This is a genomic window from Microbacterium sp. SLBN-146 (assembly GCF_006715145.1).
GTDB lineage: Bacteria > Actinomycetota > Actinomycetes > Actinomycetales > Microbacteriaceae > Microbacterium.
This window is the reverse complement of the sequence record NZ_VFMR01000001.1, coordinates 425,735-447,081: the sequence shown is the minus strand read 5'-3', so window position 1 is coordinate 447,081 and position 21,347 is coordinate 425,735. Positions and strand designations below refer to the sequence as shown.

Sequence of the window (21,347 nt, the reverse complement as noted above, 5' to 3'; positions counted from 1 at the left end):
CCTCGAGCTCGTCGCTCCAGCGGGGGTGGCGGCATGATGCCCGCACGGAGCACGACGCCCGTATTCGACGTGGTCGGCGATGCGCGGCGCGCCTTCGACGTCCTCGCCGCCGGCGGCATCGCGGTCGTCCCGAACGACATCGGATACTCCGCCCTGGGTGGTTCGCCCGAAGCGCTCGAGCTGATCTTCCGAACGAAGGGGCGCGCGCCGCAGAAGCTCAACGCGATGGTCGCCGACCTCGAGACGCACCGCGACCTCCATGAGTGCAGCGAACGCGGGCGCCGGATCGTCGAGACCATCGTGCTCGACTACGGTCTGCCGCTCGGGTGCATCGCGCCCTTCCGCACCGACCACCCGCTCATGACGAGCCTTCCGGCCGAGGTCGTCGCGGCGAGCACGCGGGAGAACACGCTCGTCATGCTCCTCAACGCCGGACGTTTCCACGCCGAGTTGACGAGACTCGCGCGCGAGAACGACGTCGCCCTGTTCGGATCGTCGGCGAATCTGACGCTCGGAGGCACCAAGTTCCGTGTCGAGGACATCGAGCGGGAGATCATCGACGTCGCGGACATCGTCGTGGACCACGGCCTGCAGAAGTACCATCCGTACGGCTCGTCGTCGACGCTCCTCAATGTCGAGACACTGGAGGTCGTCCGGCGCGGGTCCTGCTTCCCCGATATCGCCTACATCCTCGAACGCCACTTCGGCGAGGACATCGGCCGTTAGCGGATCTCACCTGCCGCGACCGTCTCCGCGAGAGCGTGGACGCGCGGCAGGTGGTGCGCGCCGTAGAAGTCGGCGAGCGAGAGTCGGCGCGCGTCGTCCGCCCGGGGCTCCCCTCGCATGAGCACGGCCTGCACGGCCAGTGCGTGCATCCAGCCGCCGGACAGCGCACCCAGCAGCAGGAGGAAGGGGACGCTCGTCGCGTAGGCGTCGCGCGACCCTGCGCCGAACCCGATGAGGTCGGCCGTGGCCCGTCGAGCGGCATCGACGGCCCGGCTGAGCCGCTCCGCCGTGCGCTTCGCGGCGGGGTCATCCGCCGCCGACAGAGCCTCGACGGTCTCCGTCATGCGGCGCAGCAGTTCCTCCACCGTCGCGCCGCCGTCGCGGATGACTTTGCGTCCGACGAGGTCGTTCGCCTGGATGGCGGTCGTCCCCTCGTAGATCGGCATGATCCGCGCATCCCGGTAGTGCTGCGCGGCGCCCGTGTCCTCGATGAAGCCCATGCCGCCGTGGACCTGGATGGCATCGCTCGTGATCTGGACGGCGTCCTCCGTCGCCCATCCCTTGAGGATCGGAACGAACAGCTCCGCGAGGGCGGTCTCCTGCCCGCCGCTTCGGCCGCTCCGCTCGAGGAGGTCGGCGACGAAGACACCCAGGGCACGCATCGCGAAGACGTCGCTGTCCATCGAGAGGAGGAGTCGGCGGACGTCGGGGTGATCCTGGATGGTCGTGCCCGCGGGGCGATCCAGCACCGGCCCCTGCACGCGTTCGGCCGAATAGGCGACAGCCCGCTGGCGTGCGCGCTCGGCGATCCCCGTCGCCTGGAAGCCCATCCCGGCACGAGCGGAGTTCATCATGACGAACATTCCCGCGAGACCCGCGTTGAGCTCGCCGACGAGGTACCCCGTCGCATCGTCGTAGGCCAGCGTGCAGGTCGGGCTCCCGTGGATACCCAGCTTGTGCTCGACGGCGATCGTCGTGACGGCGTTGCGCTCACCGAGTCGTCCCTGGGCGTCGACGAGGATCCGCGGCGCGACGAAGAGCGAGAGCCCGCGGGCTCCCTCGGGCGCTCCCGGCGTCCGTGCCAGCACGAGGTGCACGATGTTCTCGGCGACATCGTGATCGCCCCACGTGATGAAGATCTTCTGACCCGTGATGCCCCACGAACCGTCGTCCCGCGGCCGTGCGATCGTCGTGATCGCGCCGAGGTCGCTGCCGGCTCCCGGCTCGGTGAGGTTCATCGTGCCCGTCCATCGTCCCGAGACGAGACGCGACAGGTAGATCTCACGGATCTCTTCGGATGCCGCGGCGTCGAGCGCGTGGATCTGGCTCGCCGACAACAGCCAGCACAACGCGAACGCCGCGTTGGAGCCGTTCCAGATCTCTCCCAGCGCCGCACGCACGGCGCCGGGGAGTCCGTCTCCGCCCGCGCTCACGGGCGCTTCGGCTGTGATCCATCCCGCTTCGGCGAAGGCTCGGTAGGCCGCCGAGAATCCGTCGGGCAGTCGGACCGTCCCGTCGACGAGCTGCGCCCCCTCGCGATCGCCCGGGCGCTCGAGAGGAGAGAGGACGGATGCCGCGAATTCGCCCGCCGCCTGCACGATCTCGACGGCGTCGTCGGCCGTCAGCTCCCCCTCGGTGGCTCGCGCGACGATGTCGGCGCCGAACGCCTCGGCGAAGAGGAAGGCGTAGTCGTCTGCGGGGGCGGCGTAGGGGGTGTCCATGCGCGGAGCATCCTTCTTCATCGAGGGAACGACACGAGCGTGCCGGGGATGGTGGTCCTCAGCGCGGAGACGCGCGGAGCTGATCTTTGCGGGTCTTGCCCGTCGAGGTCTTCGGCAGCGCATCGACGAAGTCGAACACGCGCGGCGCCTTGAACGCCGCGAGGCGATCGCGCACATGCTGGTGGAGGTCGTCGCCCGTCACGTCGGCGCCGTCGGCGGTCACGACGAATGCCCGCGGGCGCTCGCCCCAGGTCTCGTCGGCCATTCCGACGACGGCCGCGTCGACGACGTGCGGGTGGCTCAGAAGCGCCTGCTCGACCTCGATCGTCGAGATGTTCTCGCCGCCCGAGATGATGATGTCCTTCGACCGATCGAGGAGTTGCACGTAGCCGTCCGGGTGCACGACGCCGAGGTCTCCCGAATGGAACCAGCCCCCGCGAAACGCTGCCGCCGTCGCTTCGTCGTTGCGGTAGTACCCGGCCATGACGGAGTTGCCCCGCATGACGAGCTCGCCCATCTCGACGCCGTCCGGTTCGACGTCGACGAGGTCGTCCGCGTCGCCATCCGTGCGCACGACGCGCAGCCGATCGGACGTCAGCATCCCGACCCCTTGGCGGGCGATGAGGGCGGCGACCCGTTCGGGACCCTCGTCGGTCCACGCGGGCTTGAGCTCGCACACCGAGTATGGGCCGTAGGTCTCGGTGAGACCGTAGACGTGGATGACGCGGATCCCGAGCGCGTGCATGCGGGCGATGATCGTGGGGCTCGGTGGGGCGCCGGCTGTCGTCACCGTGACGGGTCGATCGAGGACATGCGCCTCCTCGGCCGCCGCCAGAACCGACAGCACCGTCGGCGCGCCCGCGAGATGTGTGACCCGCTCGTCGTCGATGAGCCGCCACATCTCTGGCCCGCGGACGGCGGGGAGGCAGACGTGGGTGCCGGCGGCGGCGGTCAGCGCCCACGTCGTGCACCATCCGTTGCAGTGGAACATCGGCAGAGTCCACAGGTAGCACGCCCCGTCGGGTTCGTGCGTGAGCCCCTGGTGGAGGACTTCGCCCATGGCGTTGAGGTACGCGCCGCGGTGCGTGTACACGACGCCCTTCGGTCGACCGGTCGTGCCCGACGTGTAGTTGACCGAGATCGGGCGCGTCTCGTCATCGACCTCCCACGTCAGGGGGAGCTCGCGACCGGTCGCAACGAAGTCGTCGAGGTCGTCGCCCTCGACTGAGGAAGCGCCACCGCGCGAGATCGTGCGAGGCAGCGTCGCGAGAACGTCCTCGCCGAGTGCCGACAGGAGATCCGCGTCGCCGATGACGAGGCGTGCGCCGCTGTGCTCGACGATGTAGCCGATCTCCGCCGGGGCGAGCCGTGTGTTGACGGCGACGAGCACGCCGCCGATGACCGGCACGGCATAGTGCGCGGCGAGCATGGGCAGGGAATTGACGCCGAGGTACATGACGCGGTCGCCGGGACCCACCCCGGACTGCGCGAGCGCGTCGGCGAACCGTCGCACGTAGGCGCCGAGCTGCGCATAGGTCACGCGGACGTCGCCGTCGATCACGGCCGTGCGTTCAGGGTGCACCTCGATCGCACGCTCGAGGAACCTCAGCGGAGTGAGCGGCGTGTCCAGGCCAGGCATGTCGTCGGCTCCGCATCAGACCGTTGTGGGAAGCCACGCCGGTCGGCGCGCCTCGAAGTCGGCGATGGCCTCGGTATCCCTCAGCGTCAGGCCGATGTCATCGAGTCCTTCCAGGAGCCGCCAGCGTGTGTAGTCGTCGATCTCGAAGGGGTGCACGGAGTCGCCCATCGTGACGGTGCGCTCGACGAGATCCACTGTCAGCTGCGTACCCGGCGCGGCGGCGAGCACCGCCTGGATCTCGTGGATGACGTGCTCCTCGAGCACGCACGTCAAGAGACCCTGCTTGCCCGAGTTCCCGCGGAAGATGTCGCCGAAGCGTGGCGACAGCACCGCGCGGATCCCGAAGTCGCGGAGGGCCCAGACGGCGTGCTCGCGGCTGGAGCCCGTGCCGAAGTTCGGTCCTGCGACGAGGATCTTGGCGCCCTGGTAGGCGGGTCGGTTGAGGATGAAGTCGGGATCCTGTCGCCAGCGGAAGAAGAGGGCGTCGTCGAAGCCCGTCTTCGTCACACGCTTGAGGAACTCGGCCGGGATGATCTGGTCGGTGTCGACATTCGCGTACGCGAAGGGGACAGCGACACCGGTGATTGCGGAGACGGGTTCCATCAGCGGACTCTTTCCGGGGAAGTGAGGACGTCGGCGGGGCTGGCGAGCCGTCCGAGGATGGCGGTGGCGGCGGCGACGAGGGGGGAGACGAGGTGGGTGCGGCCGCCTTTGCCCTGACGGCCTTCGAAGTTGCGGTTACTGGTGGAGGCGCAGCGTTCGCCGGGAGCGAGTTGGTCGGGGTTCATCCCGAGACACATCGAGCAGCCCGCGAACCGCCACTCCGCGCCGAACGCGGTGATGATCTTGTCCAGGCCCTCGGCTTCGGCCTCCAGCCGCACCCTCGCGGACCCCGGGACGACCATGACGCGCACCCCGTCGGCCTTCTTGTGCCCGTCGATGATCGACGCGAACGCACGGAGGTCCTCGATGCGACTGTTCGTGCACGACCCCATGAACACCGCATCCACCGGGACGTCCTTGAGTCGAGTGCCGGGGGTCAGGTCCATGTACTCCAACGCCCGCTCGGCTGCGGCGCGCTCGTTCGGGTCGGCGAACGATCCCGGCTGCGGGATGACACCCGACAGCGACACACCCTGACCGGGGTTGGTGCCCCACGTCACGAAGGGCTCGAGCTCGTTCGCGTCGAGGAACACCTCCGCGTCATACACGGCACCCTCATCCGACGGGAGGGTCCGCCAGTACGCGACGGCCGCATCCCAATCGGCACCCTGCGGGGCGTGGGGCTTGTCCTTCACGTACGCGAACGTCGTCTCGTCCGGGGCGATCATCCCCGCCCGCGCACCGGCCTCGATCGACATGTTGCACATCGTCATGCGCCCCTCCATCGACAGGGACCGGATCGCGCTGCCCCGGAACTCCAGCACATACCCCTGACCGCCGTTCGCACCGATCTTCGCGATGATCGCCAGAACCACATCCTTCGCCGTCACGCCGGGCTTCAGGTCCCCCTCGACGGTGATCGCCATCGTCTTGAACGGCTTGAGCGGCAGCGTCTGGGTCGCGAGGACATGCTCGACCTCGCTCGTTCCGATCCCGAACGCCATCGCTCCGAAGGCCCCATGCGTCGACGTGTGCGAATCGCCGCACACGACCGTGACACCCGGCATCGTCAGCCCGAGCTGCGGGCCGACAACATGAACGATTCCCTGCTCCTTGTCGCCCAACGAATGCAGGCGCACGCCGAACTCCGCCGCGTTCCGACGGAGGGTCTCGATCTGCGTCCGGCTCGTCAGATCCGCGATCGGCTTATCGATGTCGAGCGTCGGAGTGTTGTGATCCTCCGTCGCGATCGTCAGATCCAGCCGCCGCACCGGGCGACCCTCCGCCCGCAACCCATCGAACGCCTGCGGACTCGTCACCTCATGCAACAAATGCAGATCGATGTAGATCAGATCCGGCTGACCCTCCTCGCCCTTCACAACGAGATGGTCGTCCCACACCTTCTCCGCAAGAGTGCGCGGGCGATCACGGTGGGCATTCGCGGTGTCGGGCACGGGTGCTCCTGGAGGCTCGTCGATCTCGTGCAGCTGTGCACGTGACGGTCACTCTACATGCAGAAGAGCGACTTAGGCGAGGCAATCAGGCAATCAAGGTCGAGTTTGCATCCAAAATCAGTCGCGAAGAGTGCGAAGAAAGACGAGCGCGCCTTGAATGTGCATGTCCATGACCGCTCGGGCCATCTCGACTTCGCCGCCGCGGAGCGCCGCGGCGAGCTCGCGATGGCAGAACAGCGACTGGCGGCGGAAGTCGGCGTCGTTCCAGAAGCGCCGGCGGAAAGCGAGTGGCACGCCTTCTACCGCTGCGAGGGACGCGCCGATGCTGTCCGAACCGGCCGCGCGCGCGATGAGCCCGTGGAACTCGGCGTTGAGAGCGACATGCCGGGCGATGTCGGCGTCGTCCGATCCCGTGATGGAGTCCTGCTCGTCGCAGATGGCGAACAGTCGGGCGATGGTGTCTTCGTCGACGCGCGTCGCGGCGCGCGCGGCGGCGTGCGGTTCGAGCAGCGAGCGGACCTCATAGAGATCGTGGACGTCGTCGAACGCGAACGGTCGGACGACAGCCCCGCGGCGGGGGATGACGTCGACGATCCCTTCCTTTCCCAGGAGGACGATCGCCTCACGAGCGGGGGTGCGGGAGACGTCGAACATCTCGGCGACGGCCGCCGCCCGAAGTCGAGTTCCAGGGCCGATACGGCCGTCGAGGATCGCCGTGCGCAGCTGGTCTCGCACACGAAGCGTCGTCGTGCCGCCCTCCGCGCCTTCCTCCCGATGCTCTGCCATGTGATGACATCGTCCCTTCGCCTCGTCACAGCGATAGTACGGGGACCGTGCGCTTGCTGCCGAGCAGAGGGAACGTGCATGCGAAACCTGAACAACATCGTCGTGGATGGGCCGTGTAGGGCATACTGTCGGAAAACTGCATGCAAAACGCAATCGAGGGGAACTTCATGGCCGATCTACTCCGCCGTCGCAGCACAGGCGCGGCGCGTCTTCGCGAACTCATCGCCGGTCCTGAGCTTGCGTGCGCCCCCGGGGTGTATGACGCGCTGAGCGCCCGACTCGCCGAAGCGGGTGGCGCGGAGGTCGTCTACATGACGGGCTTCGGAGTGGCCGCGGCGCGTCTGGGCCGGCCCGATGTCGGCCTCCTCACGATGACGGAGATGGCGGCGCAGGCGGCGGCGATCGCGAGCGCTGTCGATGTCCCGCTCATCGCTGACGCCGATACGGGGTACGGCAACCCCATCAATGTCATCCGCACCGTTCAGACCTATGAGCAGGCCGGTGTCGCGGGCATCCAGCTCGAAGACCAGACGTGGCCGAAGAAGTGCGGGCACATGGCTGACAAGTCCGTCATTCCGAGTGACGAGATGGCCCGCAAGATCGAAGCCGCCGTCGCCGCGCGGGAGAATCCGGATACCGTCATCATCGCGCGCACCGACGCCCTGGCGCCCGTGGGTTATGACGAGGCGATCCGGCGTTCCCGCCAGTACCGTGACGCGGGAGCCGACGTCATCTTCGTCGAGGCGCTCCGCTCCGAAGAGCAGATGAGGCAGGCACGCGCCGACCTCGACGGCGTCGATCTGCTCTTCAACTGGGTCGAAGGCGGGAAGTCGCCGACGCCGTCCGTCGCGACCTTGCGTGACATCGGCTTCGCCCTCTCCATCTACCCGATCAGCGGCCTGCTGTCGGCGACGAAGGCGCTTCAGGAGGCGTACGCGAGTGTCCCGCCCGTCTCGTCCGGGATGCAGTTCGCCGAGTTCACCGATGCCATCGGTCTCGACGAGATCCTCACGCTCAATGCGCGTTTCGCATGATCGGGGATTGCTTCTCGTCGCCTGCTCCGTCTAGCCTCGTGTAAACATCAGACATTAAGGAGCGACGTCGTGGTCGATGCCGGAGAGTCCCTTGCCCGAACCCTGGCGCGCTTCAGTGTCGCGACGGAGATCGACGCGATCCCGGCCGACGTCGTCGCGCGGGCGAAGCTCTTCCTCCTCGATGCGATCGGGATCGCGCTCGCCTCCACGACGCACGACTTCGCACGGGTTGCGGGAGCGTCGGCCGCGGAACTCGGCGAGGGGCGTGGCTCGAGCACCGTCATCGGTGGCGAGGAGTCGCTTCCCCTCCGCGACGCCGTGCTCCTCAATGGCGTCCTCGTTCACGGTCTGGACTACGACGACACGCACCCGGAAGGGGTCGTCCACGCCTCGGCGAGTGCCGTGCCGACGGTCCTCGGAGTCGGCGAGGCGCTCGGCGTCTCCGGACGCGACCTGCTCACGGCCTACATCGTCGGGCTTGAAGCGACGGCACGCCTCGGCATCGCGGCTCAGGGGGGATTCCACGCGGTCGGGTTTCATCCCACCGGCCTTCTCGGGGCCTTCGGAAGCGCCCTGATCGCGGCGAAGCTGCGCCGCGACGATGTCGACGTCACGACCGCAGCGCAGGGAGTCGTCGGCAGCTTCGCGTCGGGATCGCTCGAGTTCCTCGACTCGGGCGCCTGGACCAAACGCGTGCATCCCGGGTGGGCAGGCGTCGCCGGGATCACGGCGGAAAGCCTCGCGCGGCACGGCCTCGTGGCACCCGAGCTCGTCTACGAGGGGCGGTTCGGGCTCTATGCATCGCACCTCGGTGACCGACCGGTCGATCTCGCTGCCACCACGCGCGAGCTCGGTCGCACGTGGGAAACCCTCAGCGTGGCCGTCAAGCCCTTCCCCGCCTGCCACTTCACGCATGCCTTCGCGGATGCCGCGCTCGCCCTGCGTGCCGACGGGCTCCGCGCGGAGGACGTGGAGTCCATCACGTGCCTCATCGGCGAGGGACAGATCGAGACCGTTTGCGAGCCCCGCGCGCACAAGCTGGCTCCGCGGTCGTCGTACGACGCGCAGTTCTCGCTCCCGTATGTCGTGGCGGCGAGTCTCGTGCACGGCGAGTTCGGACTGAGCCAGCTGGAGGACGATGCCCTGACGGATGCCGCGACGCTCGCGCTCGCGGCACGCGTCACGCACGAGGCCGACCCCGACAGTGCCTTCCCGCGGGCGTTCTCGGGAGAGATCATCGTTCGACGGACCGACGGCAGCACCGTGCGCCATCGCGAATCGATCAACCGCGGCGCGGGCGACCGGCCGCTGCCCGCCGCCGATATCGAGGAGAAGTTCCGCTCGAACGCGGCGATGGCCGTGCGTCAGGAACAGGCCGAGGCGATTCTGACCGCCGTGCACGCTCTGGAGTCCTTCGACGACGTCGGTGAGTTCACCGCGCTACTGTCCCTCACATGACTCCTGATCCCCCTCGTGACCTCGCGGTCAGCAGACTGCGCCCCGCATACGAACAGGTCGCCGACCAGCTTCGCCAGCTCATCCTCAGCGGTGAGCTCAAGCCGGGAGAGCAACTCCCCGTCGAAGGCCGCATGTGCGAGATCTTCGGCGTGAGCCGGAGCACGGTGCGCGAAGCGGTGCGGCTGTTGTCGGCACAGGATCTCGTTCACACGACCCGCGGCGTTCAGGGCGGCACGTTCGTCTCCGTCGTGGACTCCGACACGGTCTTGGCGTATCTGCGGGTCCGCCTCAGTCTCCTCTCCCACGCCGAGGCGATCAGCGTCGCCGAGATGCTCGAAGCGCGCGAGATCGTCGAAGTGCCCGCCGCGCGCCTCGCGGCCGAACGCGCGACTCCTGAACAGGCGGCCGCGCTGCGCGAATCGGCTGCGGGCGAGGCGCGTGCGCGGCAGGACCCCCACTCGTTCGCGCAGCACAAGGAGTTCCACGAGCTCCTCGTCGAGGCATCCCACAACGGTCTGCTCTCGATCATCAACACCCCCAACTTCCAGGTCCTCCAGCAGTCGCACGTCGTGCGTCTCGAGCGCACCCCCGATTTCTGGGCCGCGGTCGACGAGGATCACCGCCTCATCGCGGAACACGTCTCCGCGGGGGATGCCGACGCGGCTGTCGCGGCGACGCGTGACCATCTGCACCGACTCCGCGACCTGTACGTCGTCACGGGCGACGCCAAGACGACCTGAACGACAGACCGAGAGGAAGACCATGCGCATCGCCGTCGGAGGAATCCACCAGGAGGGAGCGGGCTTCTCCGCTCACCGATCGGGAGACGACTTCTTCGACTGGCGGGAAGGCGAGCGCGTGCTGCAGGCCTATCCGAGCATCCCGGCACTGGGCGCGGACATCGAGTGGGTGCCCCTCATCGTCGCGATGGGTGGGGCCGGAGGGCCCGTCACCGCCGAGTTCTTCGATCGGTTCCTGGATGCCACACGCAACCGTCTCGACGAGATCGGGAAGGTCGACGGCGTCTACCTCGACATGCACGGAGCGCTGCTCGTCGAGGGGCGCGTCGACGCGGACGCGGAGTACGTCCGTCTCCTCCGCGATGCCGTGGGGGATGACGTACCGATCTCGCTCTCGATGGATCCGCACGGGAATCTCTCGCGCGACCTCGTGGAGGCGATCGATCTGGCCGCCTGCCACCGCCATGCCCCGCACATCGACAACGCGCTGACGCGCGAGCGCGCCCTCGCGGGTCTCGTCGACCTCGTCCGCACCGGGCGGCGCCCTCACCGTGCCTGGATCCCGATCCCCGTGCTCTTCGGGGGAGAGATGACGAGCACGACCGTCTCGCCCGGCGCGGAGGTCTTCGGTCGTGTCACGGAAGTGATGGATCGCTACGGCGTCATCGACGCGGGCATCTGGGTCGGCTTCGCCTGGGCGGATGAGCCGCGCAACCGCGCGGCGGTGCTCGCGACCGGGTACGACGCCGAAGCTGTGGCCGCCTGCGCGCGCGACGTCGCGCGCGGCTACTGGGAGGCCCGCGCGGACTTCGGGGTCGTCGCGCCGCACTCGGGTGACTGGGACGAGGCGATCGGCTTCATCGTCGGCGGCGCCGCGAGGCCCGTCTACGTCTCCGACTCCGGTGACAACCAGACGGCGGGTGCGGGCAGCGACAGTCCGTATGCGCTGTCCCGCACGATCGACCGCCCCGAGCTCACTGGTACGCGCATCTTGTTCGCGGGCTTCTTCGAGCCACGAGCACTGGAGCGCGCCGTGCGGGCCGGCGAGGGATCGGTGATCCGCGCTGCGGTCGGGGGAGTCCTCAGCGGGGAGCAGCCGATCGTGCGCGACTGGCTCGTGGACGAGCTCGTCCCGGGCCGCAGCGGCGAGGGCGAGATCGTCGCCGCCCTCCTTCGCTGCGGTGACGTCACCGTCGCGGCGCAGAAGTACCGCTATCGATTCGTCGTGGCCTCGTCCGACACGGCGACCCCGCTGTACGGCACTCGCGGAGCGGCGTACTTCGACACGAGCGAATTCGATGTCGTGGTGGTGAAGAACGGGTACCTCTTCCCGACGCAGGCGCAGGCGGCGGCGAGCTGGTTCATGGCGCTGACTCCGGGAGCGACGGATCTCCTCTACGACGAGCGGCTCACCTACCGCCACCTCACCCGACCGCTGTATCCGTTCGACGCGGATGCCACGACAGACCTCCGCCCGACGGTCTTCCACGGGCGCGGAAGCATTGACGTGTAAACATCAGACATTTACACTTGAGTCACGACCACGATGGAGTTGGAGTGACTCATGGCGATGGAGCAGGGCTGGACCGGACGGTTCTACGAGGATTTCGAGATCGGGGCGATCTACCAGCACCCTCTCGGGCGGACGATCACCGAGGCGGACAACATCTGGTTCTCGCTGCTCACGATGAACACGAACCAGATGCACTTCAATGCGGAGTACGCCTCGAAGTCCGAGTTCGGCAAGCCCATCGTCGTCTCGCCCCTCACGGTCGCGATCGCGGTCGGGCAGAGCGTCACCGACCTCACCCAGAACGCTTTCGCCAACCTGGGCTGGGACGACATCCGCATGACGCATCCCGTGTTCGCGGGGGACACGATCTACAGCGAGTCGATCGTCCTCGAGAAGCGGGAGTCGGCGAGCCGCCCGAAGGCGGGCATCGTGACGGTCAAGACGCGCACGCTCAATCAGGACGGCGTCGAGGTGTGCTCGTTCCGCCGCACCTTCTACGTCTACAAGAAGGGCGCTGAGCAGCTCGCCGAGATCTTCCCTGTCGGGCGCACACCCCTCGCGGACCCGTCGTGATGCGGCCGCTGCAGGACGTCCGCATCCTCGCGATCGAGCAGTACGGCGCCGGCCCCTGGGGAAGCGTGCACCTGGCCGACCTGGGAGCCGAGATCATCAAGATCGAGGACCCGCGCGTGGGAGGCGACGTCGGCCGCTACGTGCCGCCGTACAACGGGGGAGAGGACTCGCTCTTCTTCGAGGCGTTCAACCGCAACAAGCGCAGCATCTCGCTCGACCTGATGACTCCGGCTGGACGCCAGGTCTTCGAGGATCTCGTGCGCGAGAGCGATGTCGTGTACTCGAATCTGCGCGGCGATGTTCCGGCCAAGATGAAGATCCTCTACGACGACCTCAAGCACCTGAATCCCGCCATCGTGTGCTGTTCCCTGACGGGCTTCGGGATGACGGGACCGCGCAGCACCGAGCCGGGGTACGACTACGTCCTCCAGGGTCTCGCGGGATGGATGGACATCACGGGCGAGCCGGGCGGTCCACCGGTCAAGTCGGGACTGTCGCTCGTCGATTTCACGGGTGGCTTCGTGGCGGCGATCTCGCTCCTCGCGGCGCTCCACGCGGCTCGCCGCGACGGCATCGGCACGGACTGCGACGTGAGCCTCTACGACACGGCGATCTCGCTTCTCAACTACCCCGCGGCATGGCATCTCAACGAGGGATACGAGCCGCATCGCACGCGGCACTCCGCGCATCCCTCCCTCGTCCCGTTCCAGGCGTTCGAGACAGCCGACAGCTGGATCATCATCGGGTGCGCCAAAGAGAAGTTCTGGGTGCGCCTCGCCCACTGCCTCGGGCATTCGGAGTGGGTCGACGACCCCCGATTCGCGACCTTCGCCGAGCGGCGCGAGCACAGGGACGAGCTCATCCCGCTCATCGAGGACATCATCCGCACGCGCCGATCCGCCGAATGGCTCGACGACCTTCGCACCGCCGGGATCCCGTCGGGGCCGATCAACACCGTTGCCGACGCGCTCACCGACCCGCACACGCTGGCGCGAGATCTCGTCGTCGACACGGATCATCCGAGGTGGGGGACTCTGCGCCAGGTGGCCTCCCCCGTGCGCGTCGGAACCCAGAAGCCGCAGTACCGGCGGGCGCCCCTGCGCAACGAGGACTTCTCCCACGTTCTGGAGGAGATCGCCGGTTACGCCCCCGAACGCGTCGACGCGGCACGAGCCGCGGGCGCGTTCGGGGCGCTCGAGACGACGAGGAGCTGAGAGATGGACTTTTCCTTCACCGAGGAGCAGCAGGAGTTCCGCGCCGTGATGCGGAGCTTCGTGGACAAGGAGATCATCCCCGTCGCACGGGAGTGGGAGCGCGAGGGGCGCTACCCGACGGAGATCGTGGACCAGCTGAAGGAGCTGGGCCTGTTCGGGATGACCGTGTCCGAGGAGTACGGAGGACTGGCCCTCGACCCCGTCTCGTTCGCGATCGTCTTCGAGGAGCTGTCGCGCGGCTGGATGGGCATCGCCGGCGTCCTCGGCAGCCACTCGCTCTCGTGCCGGATGCTGGAGATGCACGGCACCGCCGAGCAGAAGCAGAAGTACCTCCCCGATCTCGCGACGGGTGCGCGCCGCACAGGACTCGGGCTCACGGAGCCCGATGCGGGTACGGATCTCCAGGGCATCCGCACGCGTGCCGTCCGCGACGGCGACGAGTACGTCATCAACGGCATGAAGACGTGGATCACGAACGCTCGCCACGCCGATCCGCTCCCCGTGCTCGTCAAGACCGATCCGCACGCCGACCCCGCGCACCGGGGGATGAGCGTGCTCCTCGTCGAACAGGGGACCGCGGGATTCGAGGTGCAGAAGGACATCGGGAAGCTCGGCTACAAGGGCACGGAGTCGTGCGAGATCCTGTTGCGCGATGTGCGCGTGCCGGCGGAGAACCTGCTCGGGGGCGTCGAAGGGCGGGGCATGCAGCAGGTGCTGTCCGCCCTCGAATGGGGGCGCGTCAACATCGCCGCCCGATCGGTGGGCCTCGCGCAACGCGCGTTCGATGAAGCACTCTCCTATTCGACGCAGCGCGTCGCGTTCGACAAGCCGATCAACGAGTTCCAGGCGATCCAGCTCACGCTCGCATCCATGGCGACGAACCTCCAGGCCGCGCGCCTCATGGCGTACTGGGCAGCCAGTGCCGTCGCCGCCGGGCGTGCGGACGGCGAGACGGGAATGGCGAAGATCTTCTGCTCGGAAGTGGCGCTGACGGCGACGCTCGATGCCATGAAGGTGCACGGCGGCTACGGATACTCGACCGAGTACGAGATCGAGCGGCTCTACCGCGATGCCCCCCTGATGAGCATCGGTGAGGGCACGAACGACGTTCTTCGGACCGTCGTGGCGAAATCGCTCGTGGCCGGACGGACGAGGATCGGCTGACGATGATCGCTCGCTCGTACCTGTACGTGCCCGCCAATCGCCCCGCGCTCTACGAGAAGGCGGATGCCGGGCGAGCAGATGCCGTCATCCTCGACCTGGAAGACGCCGTGCCGCTCTCCGAGAAGGCCGAAGCGCGTGCCTCGGTCGCGGAGTGGCTCGGCGTGAGGGGATCCGGCGGCAAGCCGATCTGGGTGAGGGTCAACGCGGGCGACGCCGAGCGGACCCTCGATCTCGCCGCTCTCGCCTCCGTTCCCGTCGCGGGGCTCGTGCTGGCGAAGGCGGATGCCGCGGGGTTGTCGCGCGTGCGCGCATCGCGGACAGACGGCGTCGCCCTGAGCCCTCTCCTCGAGACACCGGCCGCCGTGCTCGACGTCGCGGCGATCGCGGCCTCCCCCGACGTGGCGTTCATCCAGATCGGCGAGTACGACCTCGCCGCCGAGGTGGGCGTCGAGGCGTCCGACGACGAGTCGGAGCTCCTGTGGGCCCGATCACAGGTCGTCTTCGCGAGCGCGGCCAGGGGAATCGCGGCGCCTGTCGGCCCCGTGTCCGTCGAGATCGCCGATCTCGTTCGCTTCGAGTCGACGACCCGTCGCCTGGCCAGACTCGGGTTCGTCGGTCGCGCGTGTATCCATCCCGCGCAGGTCGACGTCGTCAATCGCGTCTTCACGCCCGACGAGGAGTCCGTCCGGCGTGCACGGGAGGCGATCGCGCTGTTCGATGCAGCCGTCGCGGAGGGGACTGGTGTCGTGAAGGATGCCGACGGCCGCCTCGTCGATGAGGCCACGATCCGCGGCAGCCGGGCCGTGCTCGCGCTCGCGTCCGCGGGGGAGTCCGCCGAGTAGTTCCGCAAACATTGCGCTTCATTGCGCTACGTTGTCTCGCGAAGCTGACGTGGGAATCGAGGAACATCGTGAACAACCAGACCATCGGGGTCGGAATCATCGGCTCGGGATCCGTCGTCCAGGGCATTCACCTCCCCACCCTCGCGCGCTGCGGCGAGGAGTTCGCCGTCCGGCACATCATGGATGTCGACCTCGATGCCGCGCGGTCGGTGGCGGGTCGCGTCGGCGCGCGCGCGAGCGGCAGCGTCGATGAGCTCCTGTCAGAGCCCGACGTGGATGTCGTCGCGGTCTGCAGCCCGCACGCGTTCCACAGCGACCACGTGATCGCGGCGTGCCGCGCAGGAGTCTCCGTCGTCCTCTGCGAGAAGCCCTTCGCGACGACCGTGGCACAGGCGCGGGAGATGGCGCAGGAGGCGGAGCGGAGCGGCACGCGCATCGTCGTCGGAGCGATGCACGCGTTCGATCCCGCGTGGGCGTTCTCGCGCGACCGCGCCGGAGACGTGCTCGACCGGGCGACGGTCATCCGCTCGTCGATCGTCCTGCCGTTCAACGATCGCTACGAGAGCTGGTCGACAGAAGTCGCGCAGGCCTCTCCCGTGCCGGAGCGCGACGTGTCGACACCCGAGGCGAGAGCCGCCCAGATCACCGCGCGCATCCTCGGGCTCGGCATCCACGACATCCCGCTCGTGCGCAGTGTGCTCCCAGACTGGCGCGAGCTCGAGGTCGCATCCGCGACGATCCTCGCGCCGCTCGGGTACGCCGTGACGCTCCGGTCCGGACGCCGCGTCGTGCAGCTCATCGGATCGTTCCGAGACCACGGCGAGCCCGAGTGGGAGTTCGAGGCCGTGGCATCCGACGCCTCCGTGCACATCGCCTTCGCTCCGTCGTACGTGCAGGCGGGGTCGGGGACCGCGACGGTCCGCCGCGGCGCCACCGCCGAGATCTTCGCCGGCAGCGCGCGCAACGGGTACGAGGAAGAGTGGCGCCACGTCGCCGACCTCGTCCGGGAACCTCGGATGCCGACGAGGTCGCTGGCGGATCTCGTGGACGACCTCGCATTCGCGATCGACGTCGCCGAGCGGGCGGGCGAGCACCTGCGCCACGCGGGCGCGACGGAAGGATCGTCCCGATGAGTCTCACCGTGTCGGCGACGGGATCCGATCGCTTCATGACCATCGCGCGTGCGCTGCTGGCGAGCCTGCCGCGCACGTTCGTCGCAGCCGGCGACGGCGAGCGCGGGCGCATCGTCCTCGTCGAGGGCGCGGAGGGCTGGATCGACGCGGCACTCGAGGCGATCGCTGCGGGGGTGTCGGGGCTGCTCGTCGTCGAGCCTCATCCGGTCGCTCCGCGCCGCGTTCTCGAGCTGGAAGTCACGGCGCGCGTGGCCGGCACGTCGGTGCGACTCGCGCGGCAGTGGGCCGGAGACCCGGCCGTCAGTGCTCTCCGTCGGGCGTCCCGCGAAGACGACCCCACGACTCTCGTCGACAGCACCGCCGTCGCTTCGCCGGGTGTCGGGAGCGCACAGCTGCTGGTCGCCCAGATCGACCTCGTGCGCTCGGCGTTCGGCGGTGACGTGAGAATCGAGTCTCTCGTGCGCGCAGGCGACGGGTATCTCGCGTCTGGTCGCCGCAGGATCGGCGCGGACGACGCGCCCCTTCTCCTCTCGGGCTGCTGGTCGGACATCGGCGGACCGCGCGCCGTGGCACGCGAACTCACGTTCCGGGGTCGCCGCTCCGTCGCGGTCGGGGACGGGACGATCGCGCGAGCGTCCGTCGCGCGTGTGGGCACGGCGCAGGGCGACCTCACGCTTCCGCCGATCAACGAGACGGCCTACCGCGCAGCGCTGAGGCAGCTCGCCCGCGATCTCGCCGGGGCCGGCTCGGCGACCGACGACCTCCTGTCTTACGCGGACGCGCTGACGGTCACGGCCGACTGGGCGGGGCTGCTGTAGATCGGCGACGCACGTCGATCACAGTCGAGCAACGATGCCCGCGCAATTTGTCAAGCATTGCGTCGTCATCGCTAGCCTGGATTTCACCCGAATCCCGCTAGATGCCTGAAGATCAGAACAAGATCGGGACATCTGCGAAACAATGATGTAACCTGCACAGTGTTGAATAGCGCAACGTAGCGCAACGAAGTTCAAGGCGCTACGCGGCAACACACGACAGCCAACAGAAGCGGATCCCTCAGTGGTACGGATAATCCTTGGACGCATCGGCCTCGCCGTGCCCATCTTCTTCGTGATGACGATGCTGACATTCTTCCTGGCATCGCTCGTCCCGGGGGACGCGGCGACGACGATTCTCGGTGAGAACGCGACTCCGGAGCGGATCGCGGCGCTGAACGAAGAGCTCGGACTCAACCGCCCGGTCTTCGTGCAGTACCTGGACTGGCTCGGCGGCCTCTTCCGGGGAGACCTCGGGGTGTCGCTCTACACGGGCGAACCGGTCACGACGACCCTCTCGCAGCGCATCGGCCCGACCCTCTCGCTCGCCTTCCTCTCGACGCTCTTCGCCTCGATCATCGGCGTCACGCTCGGTATCTTCGCGGCGGTCCGCAAGGGATGGGCGGCGCGCGTCGTCGACTCGATCTCGATGCTCGGTGTCTCGCTCCCGAACTTCTGGGTCGGTCTGCTCCTCATCTCCTTCTTCGCCGGGACGCTCCGACTCCTCCCCTCGGTCGGCTACGTCGCGCCGCAGGTGTCGGTCAGTGAATGGCTCCTCCACCTCGTGATGCCCGTCATCGCGCTGTCCTTCGCGGGGCTCGCCCTCATCGCCAAGCAGACGAGAGAGACCGTGGCCGAAGCTCTCAGCCGCGACTTCATGCGGTTCCTGCAGGCCAACGGGATTCCCCGGCGCACCCTGATCTACAAGTACGGACTGCGCTACTCGGCGATCCCGATCCTCTCGGCGATCTCCGCCACGTTCATCACTCAGACGGCGGGAACCGTCGTCCTCGAGTCGGTCTTCGCGATCCCCGGGATGGGCTCGCTCGTCGCGCGGGCCACGCTCAACCACGACCTCGCTGTCCTCCAGGGGGCTGTGCTGGCGTTCACGATCATCATCCTCCTGGCCAACGTCATCACCGACATCCTCTACTCGCTCCTCAACCCGAAGGTGACGGCCCTCGCATGAGCAACACCACCGTCAACGTCGTCGTGCCCGCAGCGTCACGCGCCCCCGAGAGCCGGTTCCGGCTCCGCAAGCCCTCGCTGACCGTCGCCCTGTCGATCACGTGGATCGTCGTCGTCATCGGCAGTGCGCTGCTCGCGCCGGTGCTCGCGCCCTACCCGCCCCTGCAGAACGACCTCATGGCGACGTCTCAGGGTCCTTCCTGGGCGCACCTCCTCGGTACGGATCAGCTCGGGCGCGACGTGCTGTCGCGACTCATGTACGGGGCAGGTCCCACGCTGGCGGCCGTCGCGGCATCCGTTCTCATGTACGTCACGCTCGGGCTCATCTTCGGCCTCATCGCCGGGTACGCGGGCGGATGGACCGATCGCATCTCGATGGCAGTCGTCGCGATCGTCATCGCGCTCCCCAACATCATCGTGCTCTTCGTCGTCCTGTCGGTCTTCCGCGGGAACACGATGCTCGCGATGGCCCTGTTCGGTGCCCTCGCGGCCCCCGTGCTGGTCATCCTCGTGAGAGCCTCGACGATCGCGGTCAGACATGAGCTGTTCGTGGATGCGGCGCGGGTCTCGGGGCTCAACCCGGCCTACATCGTCTTCTCGCACGTCCTTCCCCGTGCGCGCGGCGTCATCATCGTGCAGGGCGCCGTCTTCGCCGCGATGGCGCTCATCGTGGAGAGCTCGCTGAGCTTCCTCGGCTTCGGCGTCCAGCCGCCCTACCCGAGCTGGGGCAACATGATCGCCGCGGCTGCCGCCGTCATCGCGTCGGACCCCTGGCTCCTGTGGCCTCCGGGAATCGCCATCGCCCTGACAGCTCTCGCCTTCGGCGTCATCGGCGATTCGGTCCGCGACGTCAGCGCGTTCGGCTGGGGGCAGTCCAAGCTCACGAAGGCTCCGAAGCACGCCATGGCGTCGTCCACGACCGACGACGTGGCATCCGACGCGCTCCTCAGCGTGCGAGGCCTCGACGTCGGCTACCGCTCCGGCGACGACATCGTGCCGATCGTCAAGGAGGTCTCCTTCGACATCGGCCGCGGCCAGACGGTCGGAGTGGCGGGCGAGTCCGGCTCGGGCAAGACGACCGTCGCCTTCGGGATCCTCGGTGTCGTCGGGGAGGGTGCTGTCGTGACAGGCGGCAGCGTCCGCTTCGACGGCACCGAGCTCCGGGGCCAGACCGAGAGCACGCTGACGAAGTTCCGCGGCAAGCGCATCGCCTACGTCGCGCAGGAGCCCATGGTCGCCCTCGGTCCCAGCCACCGTGTCGGCAAGCAGCTCTATGAAGCCGTCCGGCTCAACGACGGCATCACGGGCGCCGCCGCGTGGGCGCGGGTCCACGAACTCCTCGCCCAGACAGACCTGCCGAATCCCCAGGCTGTCGCTCGCAAGTACTTGCACGAGCTGTCGGGAGGCATGGCCCAGCGTGTCTCGATCGCGTTCGCGCTCGCCGGGCGCCCCGAGCTGCTCGTTGCCGACGAGCCCACGACGGCGCTCGACGTCACGGTGCAGGCGGGAATCCTCGGACTGCTGCGCAAGCTCCGCGACGAGACCGGGATGTCGATTCTCCTCATCACGCACGACTGGGGCGTCATCGCGGATCTCTGCGACCGCGTCGTCGTGATGTACAAGGGCGAGATCGTGGAACAGGGCGACGTCGAGCAGATGTTCTCGGCTCCGCGTCACCCGTATACCGAAGCGCTCCTCAAATCCAACCCGCACGGCGCGGAGCCTGGCAAGGATCTGCCCGTCATCACGGGCACCTTCATGACCCCCACGATGGCGCGCGAGCTCGCCGAGGATGCCGTACTTGACGTAGAGGTGAGTGCCCGATGACCGAGAACCTGCTGACCGTCGAGAACCTCGAGGTCACCTACGGAACGGGACGCCGCGCCTTCACGGCCGTCCGGGACATCAGCCTCGAGGTGGGCGTCGGTGAGACGCTCGGCGTCGTCGGCGAGTCCGGATCGGGCAAGTCCACCGTCGGGCGCGCGATCCTGGGCCTTGCCCGTCCCACCGCGGGACGCATCCTCTTCGACGGCAAGGACATCACCCACATCGGCCGTCGCGAGCGTCGCCACATCAGCCGCGACCTGCAGGTCGTCTTCCAAGACCCGCGAAGCTCCCTCAACGAGGCCAAGCGGGTCGGACAGATCCTCACGGAGCCGCTCGTGGCGAACCGGCTGATGAGCCGCAAGGCTGCGGAGGCGCGGGCAGAGGAACTCCTCGAGAAGGTGGGCCTCGGAGCCGCGGCGGTGAAGCGGATGCCGGGGAGCTTCTCGGGCGGCCAGCGACAGCGCATCGCGATCGCGCGCGCCCTCATGGCCAGCCCCAAGCTCGTCGTCTGCGACGAGCCCGTGTCGGCTCTCGATCTGTCCGTACAGGCGCAGATCACGAACCTGTTCCGCAAGCTCCAGGCCGAGACCGGCGTCTCGTACCTGTTCATCGCGCACGACCTGTCCGTCGTGCGCCTGCTCTCGCAGCGCGTCGCCGTCATGAGCAAGGGCAGCATCGTCGAACAGGGCCTCACGGAGGACGTCTACCTGCGCCCCACGGCGCTCTACACGAAGCGCCTGCTCGCAGCAGAGCCCTATCCGGACCCGAAGGTCCAGAGAGAGCGCCGCCTCGCATGGGAGAAGCTCGAGCCTCCCGTTCCCGCCGCCTGACCCCGATCACCCGAAGCCGAAGCCGAAGCCGGAAGGAGCCCTCGTACTTCTCTCACGCGTCGACGAGCCGCTGGAACCGGCACGCCG

Annotated in this window: 19 protein-coding genes; 14 read left to right on the top strand and 5 right to left on the bottom strand. The window is 68.2% G+C overall.

Translation table 11 applies throughout. From position 1 onward, the window contains the following. Positions 1 to 33 precede the first annotated feature (33 nt). Positions 34 to 726 (top strand): Sua5/YciO/YrdC/YwlC family protein, encoded by a 693-nt coding sequence (locus FBY39_RS01800; RefSeq protein WP_160132870.1) that lies wholly within the window; start codon positions 34 to 36, stop codon positions 724 to 726. On the opposite strand, the gene FBY39_RS01795 is transcribed toward FBY39_RS01800, so the two are convergent. The 5 genes from FBY39_RS01795 to FBY39_RS01775 all read right to left on the bottom strand — a co-directional run bounded on the left by FBY39_RS01795 (position 723) and on the right by FBY39_RS01775 (position 6,929). Beyond that, a complete protein-coding gene (locus FBY39_RS01795) occupies positions 723 to 2,447 on the bottom strand; it encodes an acyl-CoA dehydrogenase (RefSeq protein WP_141929965.1) in 1,725 nt (574 codons plus the stop codon). The genes FBY39_RS01800 and FBY39_RS01795 overlap by 4 nt on opposite strands. 58 nt (positions 2,448 to 2,505) lie before the next feature. Next, positions 2,506 to 4,086: an AMP-binding protein gene (locus FBY39_RS01790; RefSeq protein WP_141929964.1), complete on the bottom strand. Its 1,581-nt coding sequence runs from the start codon at positions 4,084 to 4,086 to the stop codon at positions 2,506 to 2,508. Between the two features lie 15 nt (positions 4,087 to 4,101). Then, positions 4,102 to 4,689, bottom strand: a complete 588-nt coding sequence (leuD, locus tag FBY39_RS01785) for a 3-isopropylmalate dehydratase small subunit (RefSeq protein WP_141929963.1) — start codon at positions 4,687 to 4,689, stop codon at positions 4,102 to 4,104. Continuing rightward, positions 4,689 to 6,143 (bottom strand): 3-isopropylmalate dehydratase large subunit, encoded by a 1,455-nt coding sequence (gene leuC / locus FBY39_RS01780; protein WP_141929962.1) that lies wholly within the window; start codon positions 6,141 to 6,143, stop codon positions 4,689 to 4,691. Before leuC ends, leuD begins: the two co-directional genes overlap by 1 nt. A gap of 117 nt (positions 6,144 to 6,260) precedes the next feature. Next, positions 6,261 to 6,929, bottom strand: coding sequence for a GntR family transcriptional regulator (locus FBY39_RS01775; protein ID WP_141929961.1), 669 nt, complete (start codon positions 6,927 to 6,929; stop codon positions 6,261 to 6,263). Between the two features lie 167 nt (positions 6,930 to 7,096). On the opposite strand from FBY39_RS01775, the gene FBY39_RS01770 reads away from it, so the two are divergent. The 13 genes from FBY39_RS01770 to FBY39_RS01710 all read left to right on the top strand — a co-directional run bounded on the left by FBY39_RS01770 (position 7,097) and on the right by FBY39_RS01710 (position 21,260). Further along, positions 7,097 to 7,963, top strand: coding sequence for an oxaloacetate decarboxylase (locus FBY39_RS01770; protein ID WP_141929960.1), 867 nt, complete (start codon positions 7,097 to 7,099; stop codon positions 7,961 to 7,963). Positions 7,964 to 8,032: 69 nt separating this feature from the next. Continuing rightward, a complete protein-coding gene (locus tag FBY39_RS01765; RefSeq protein WP_141929959.1) occupies positions 8,033 to 9,421 on the top strand; it encodes an MmgE/PrpD family protein in 1,389 nt (462 codons plus the stop codon). After that, positions 9,418 to 10,161, top strand: coding sequence for a FadR/GntR family transcriptional regulator (locus FBY39_RS01760; RefSeq protein WP_141929958.1), 744 nt, complete (start codon positions 9,418 to 9,420; stop codon positions 10,159 to 10,161). Before FBY39_RS01765 ends, FBY39_RS01760 begins: the two co-directional genes overlap by 4 nt. A 22-nt stretch (positions 10,162 to 10,183) precedes the next feature. Continuing rightward, the gene (locus tag FBY39_RS01755; protein WP_160132868.1) at positions 10,184 to 11,674 is read left to right on the top strand and encodes a M81 family metallopeptidase; all 1,491 of its coding nucleotides are present in this window, start codon (positions 10,184 to 10,186) and stop codon (positions 11,672 to 11,674) included. Between the two features lie 51 nt (positions 11,675 to 11,725). Beyond that, positions 11,726 to 12,247, top strand: coding sequence for a MaoC family dehydratase (locus FBY39_RS01750; RefSeq protein ID WP_141929956.1), 522 nt, complete (start codon positions 11,726 to 11,728; stop codon positions 12,245 to 12,247). Further along, positions 12,247 to 13,461, top strand: coding sequence for a CaiB/BaiF CoA-transferase family protein (locus FBY39_RS01745; protein WP_141933797.1), 1,215 nt, complete (start codon positions 12,247 to 12,249; stop codon positions 13,459 to 13,461). Before FBY39_RS01750 ends, FBY39_RS01745 begins: the two co-directional genes overlap by 1 nt. A 3-nt stretch (positions 13,462 to 13,464) precedes the next feature. After that, a complete protein-coding gene (locus FBY39_RS01740; RefSeq protein WP_141929955.1) occupies positions 13,465 to 14,625 on the top strand; it encodes an acyl-CoA dehydrogenase family protein in 1,161 nt (386 codons plus the stop codon). Between the two features lie 2 nt (positions 14,626 to 14,627). Next, the gene (locus FBY39_RS01735; RefSeq protein ID WP_141929954.1) at positions 14,628 to 15,467 is read left to right on the top strand and encodes a CoA ester lyase; all 840 of its coding nucleotides are present in this window, start codon (positions 14,628 to 14,630) and stop codon (positions 15,465 to 15,467) included. Between the two features lie 68 nt (positions 15,468 to 15,535). Then, complete coding sequence (locus FBY39_RS01730; protein ID WP_160132866.1) at positions 15,536 to 16,600, top strand: Gfo/Idh/MocA family protein; 1,065 nt, start codon at positions 15,536 to 15,538, stop codon at positions 16,598 to 16,600. Continuing rightward, positions 16,597 to 17,418, top strand: coding sequence for a hypothetical protein (locus tag FBY39_RS01725; protein ID WP_141929952.1), 822 nt, complete (start codon positions 16,597 to 16,599; stop codon positions 17,416 to 17,418). The genes FBY39_RS01730 and FBY39_RS01725 overlap by 4 nt, the downstream gene beginning before the upstream one ends. A 241-nt stretch (positions 17,419 to 17,659) precedes the next feature. Continuing rightward, on the top strand, positions 17,660 to 18,604 hold the full coding sequence (locus tag FBY39_RS01720; RefSeq protein ID WP_222115643.1) for an ABC transporter permease: 945 nt from the start codon (positions 17,660 to 17,662) through the stop codon (positions 18,602 to 18,604). Then, positions 18,601 to 20,430 (top strand): dipeptide/oligopeptide/nickel ABC transporter permease/ATP-binding protein, encoded by a 1,830-nt coding sequence (locus FBY39_RS01715; protein WP_141929950.1) that lies wholly within the window; start codon positions 18,601 to 18,603, stop codon positions 20,428 to 20,430. Before FBY39_RS01720 ends, FBY39_RS01715 begins: the two co-directional genes overlap by 4 nt. Then, positions 20,427 to 21,260 carry an ABC transporter ATP-binding protein gene (locus FBY39_RS01710; protein ID WP_141929949.1) on the top strand — a complete coding sequence of 278 codons (834 nt, stop codon included), beginning with the start codon at positions 20,427 to 20,429 and terminating at the stop codon, positions 21,258 to 21,260. Before FBY39_RS01715 ends, FBY39_RS01710 begins: the two co-directional genes overlap by 4 nt. Positions 21,261 to 21,347 lie beyond the last annotated feature (87 nt).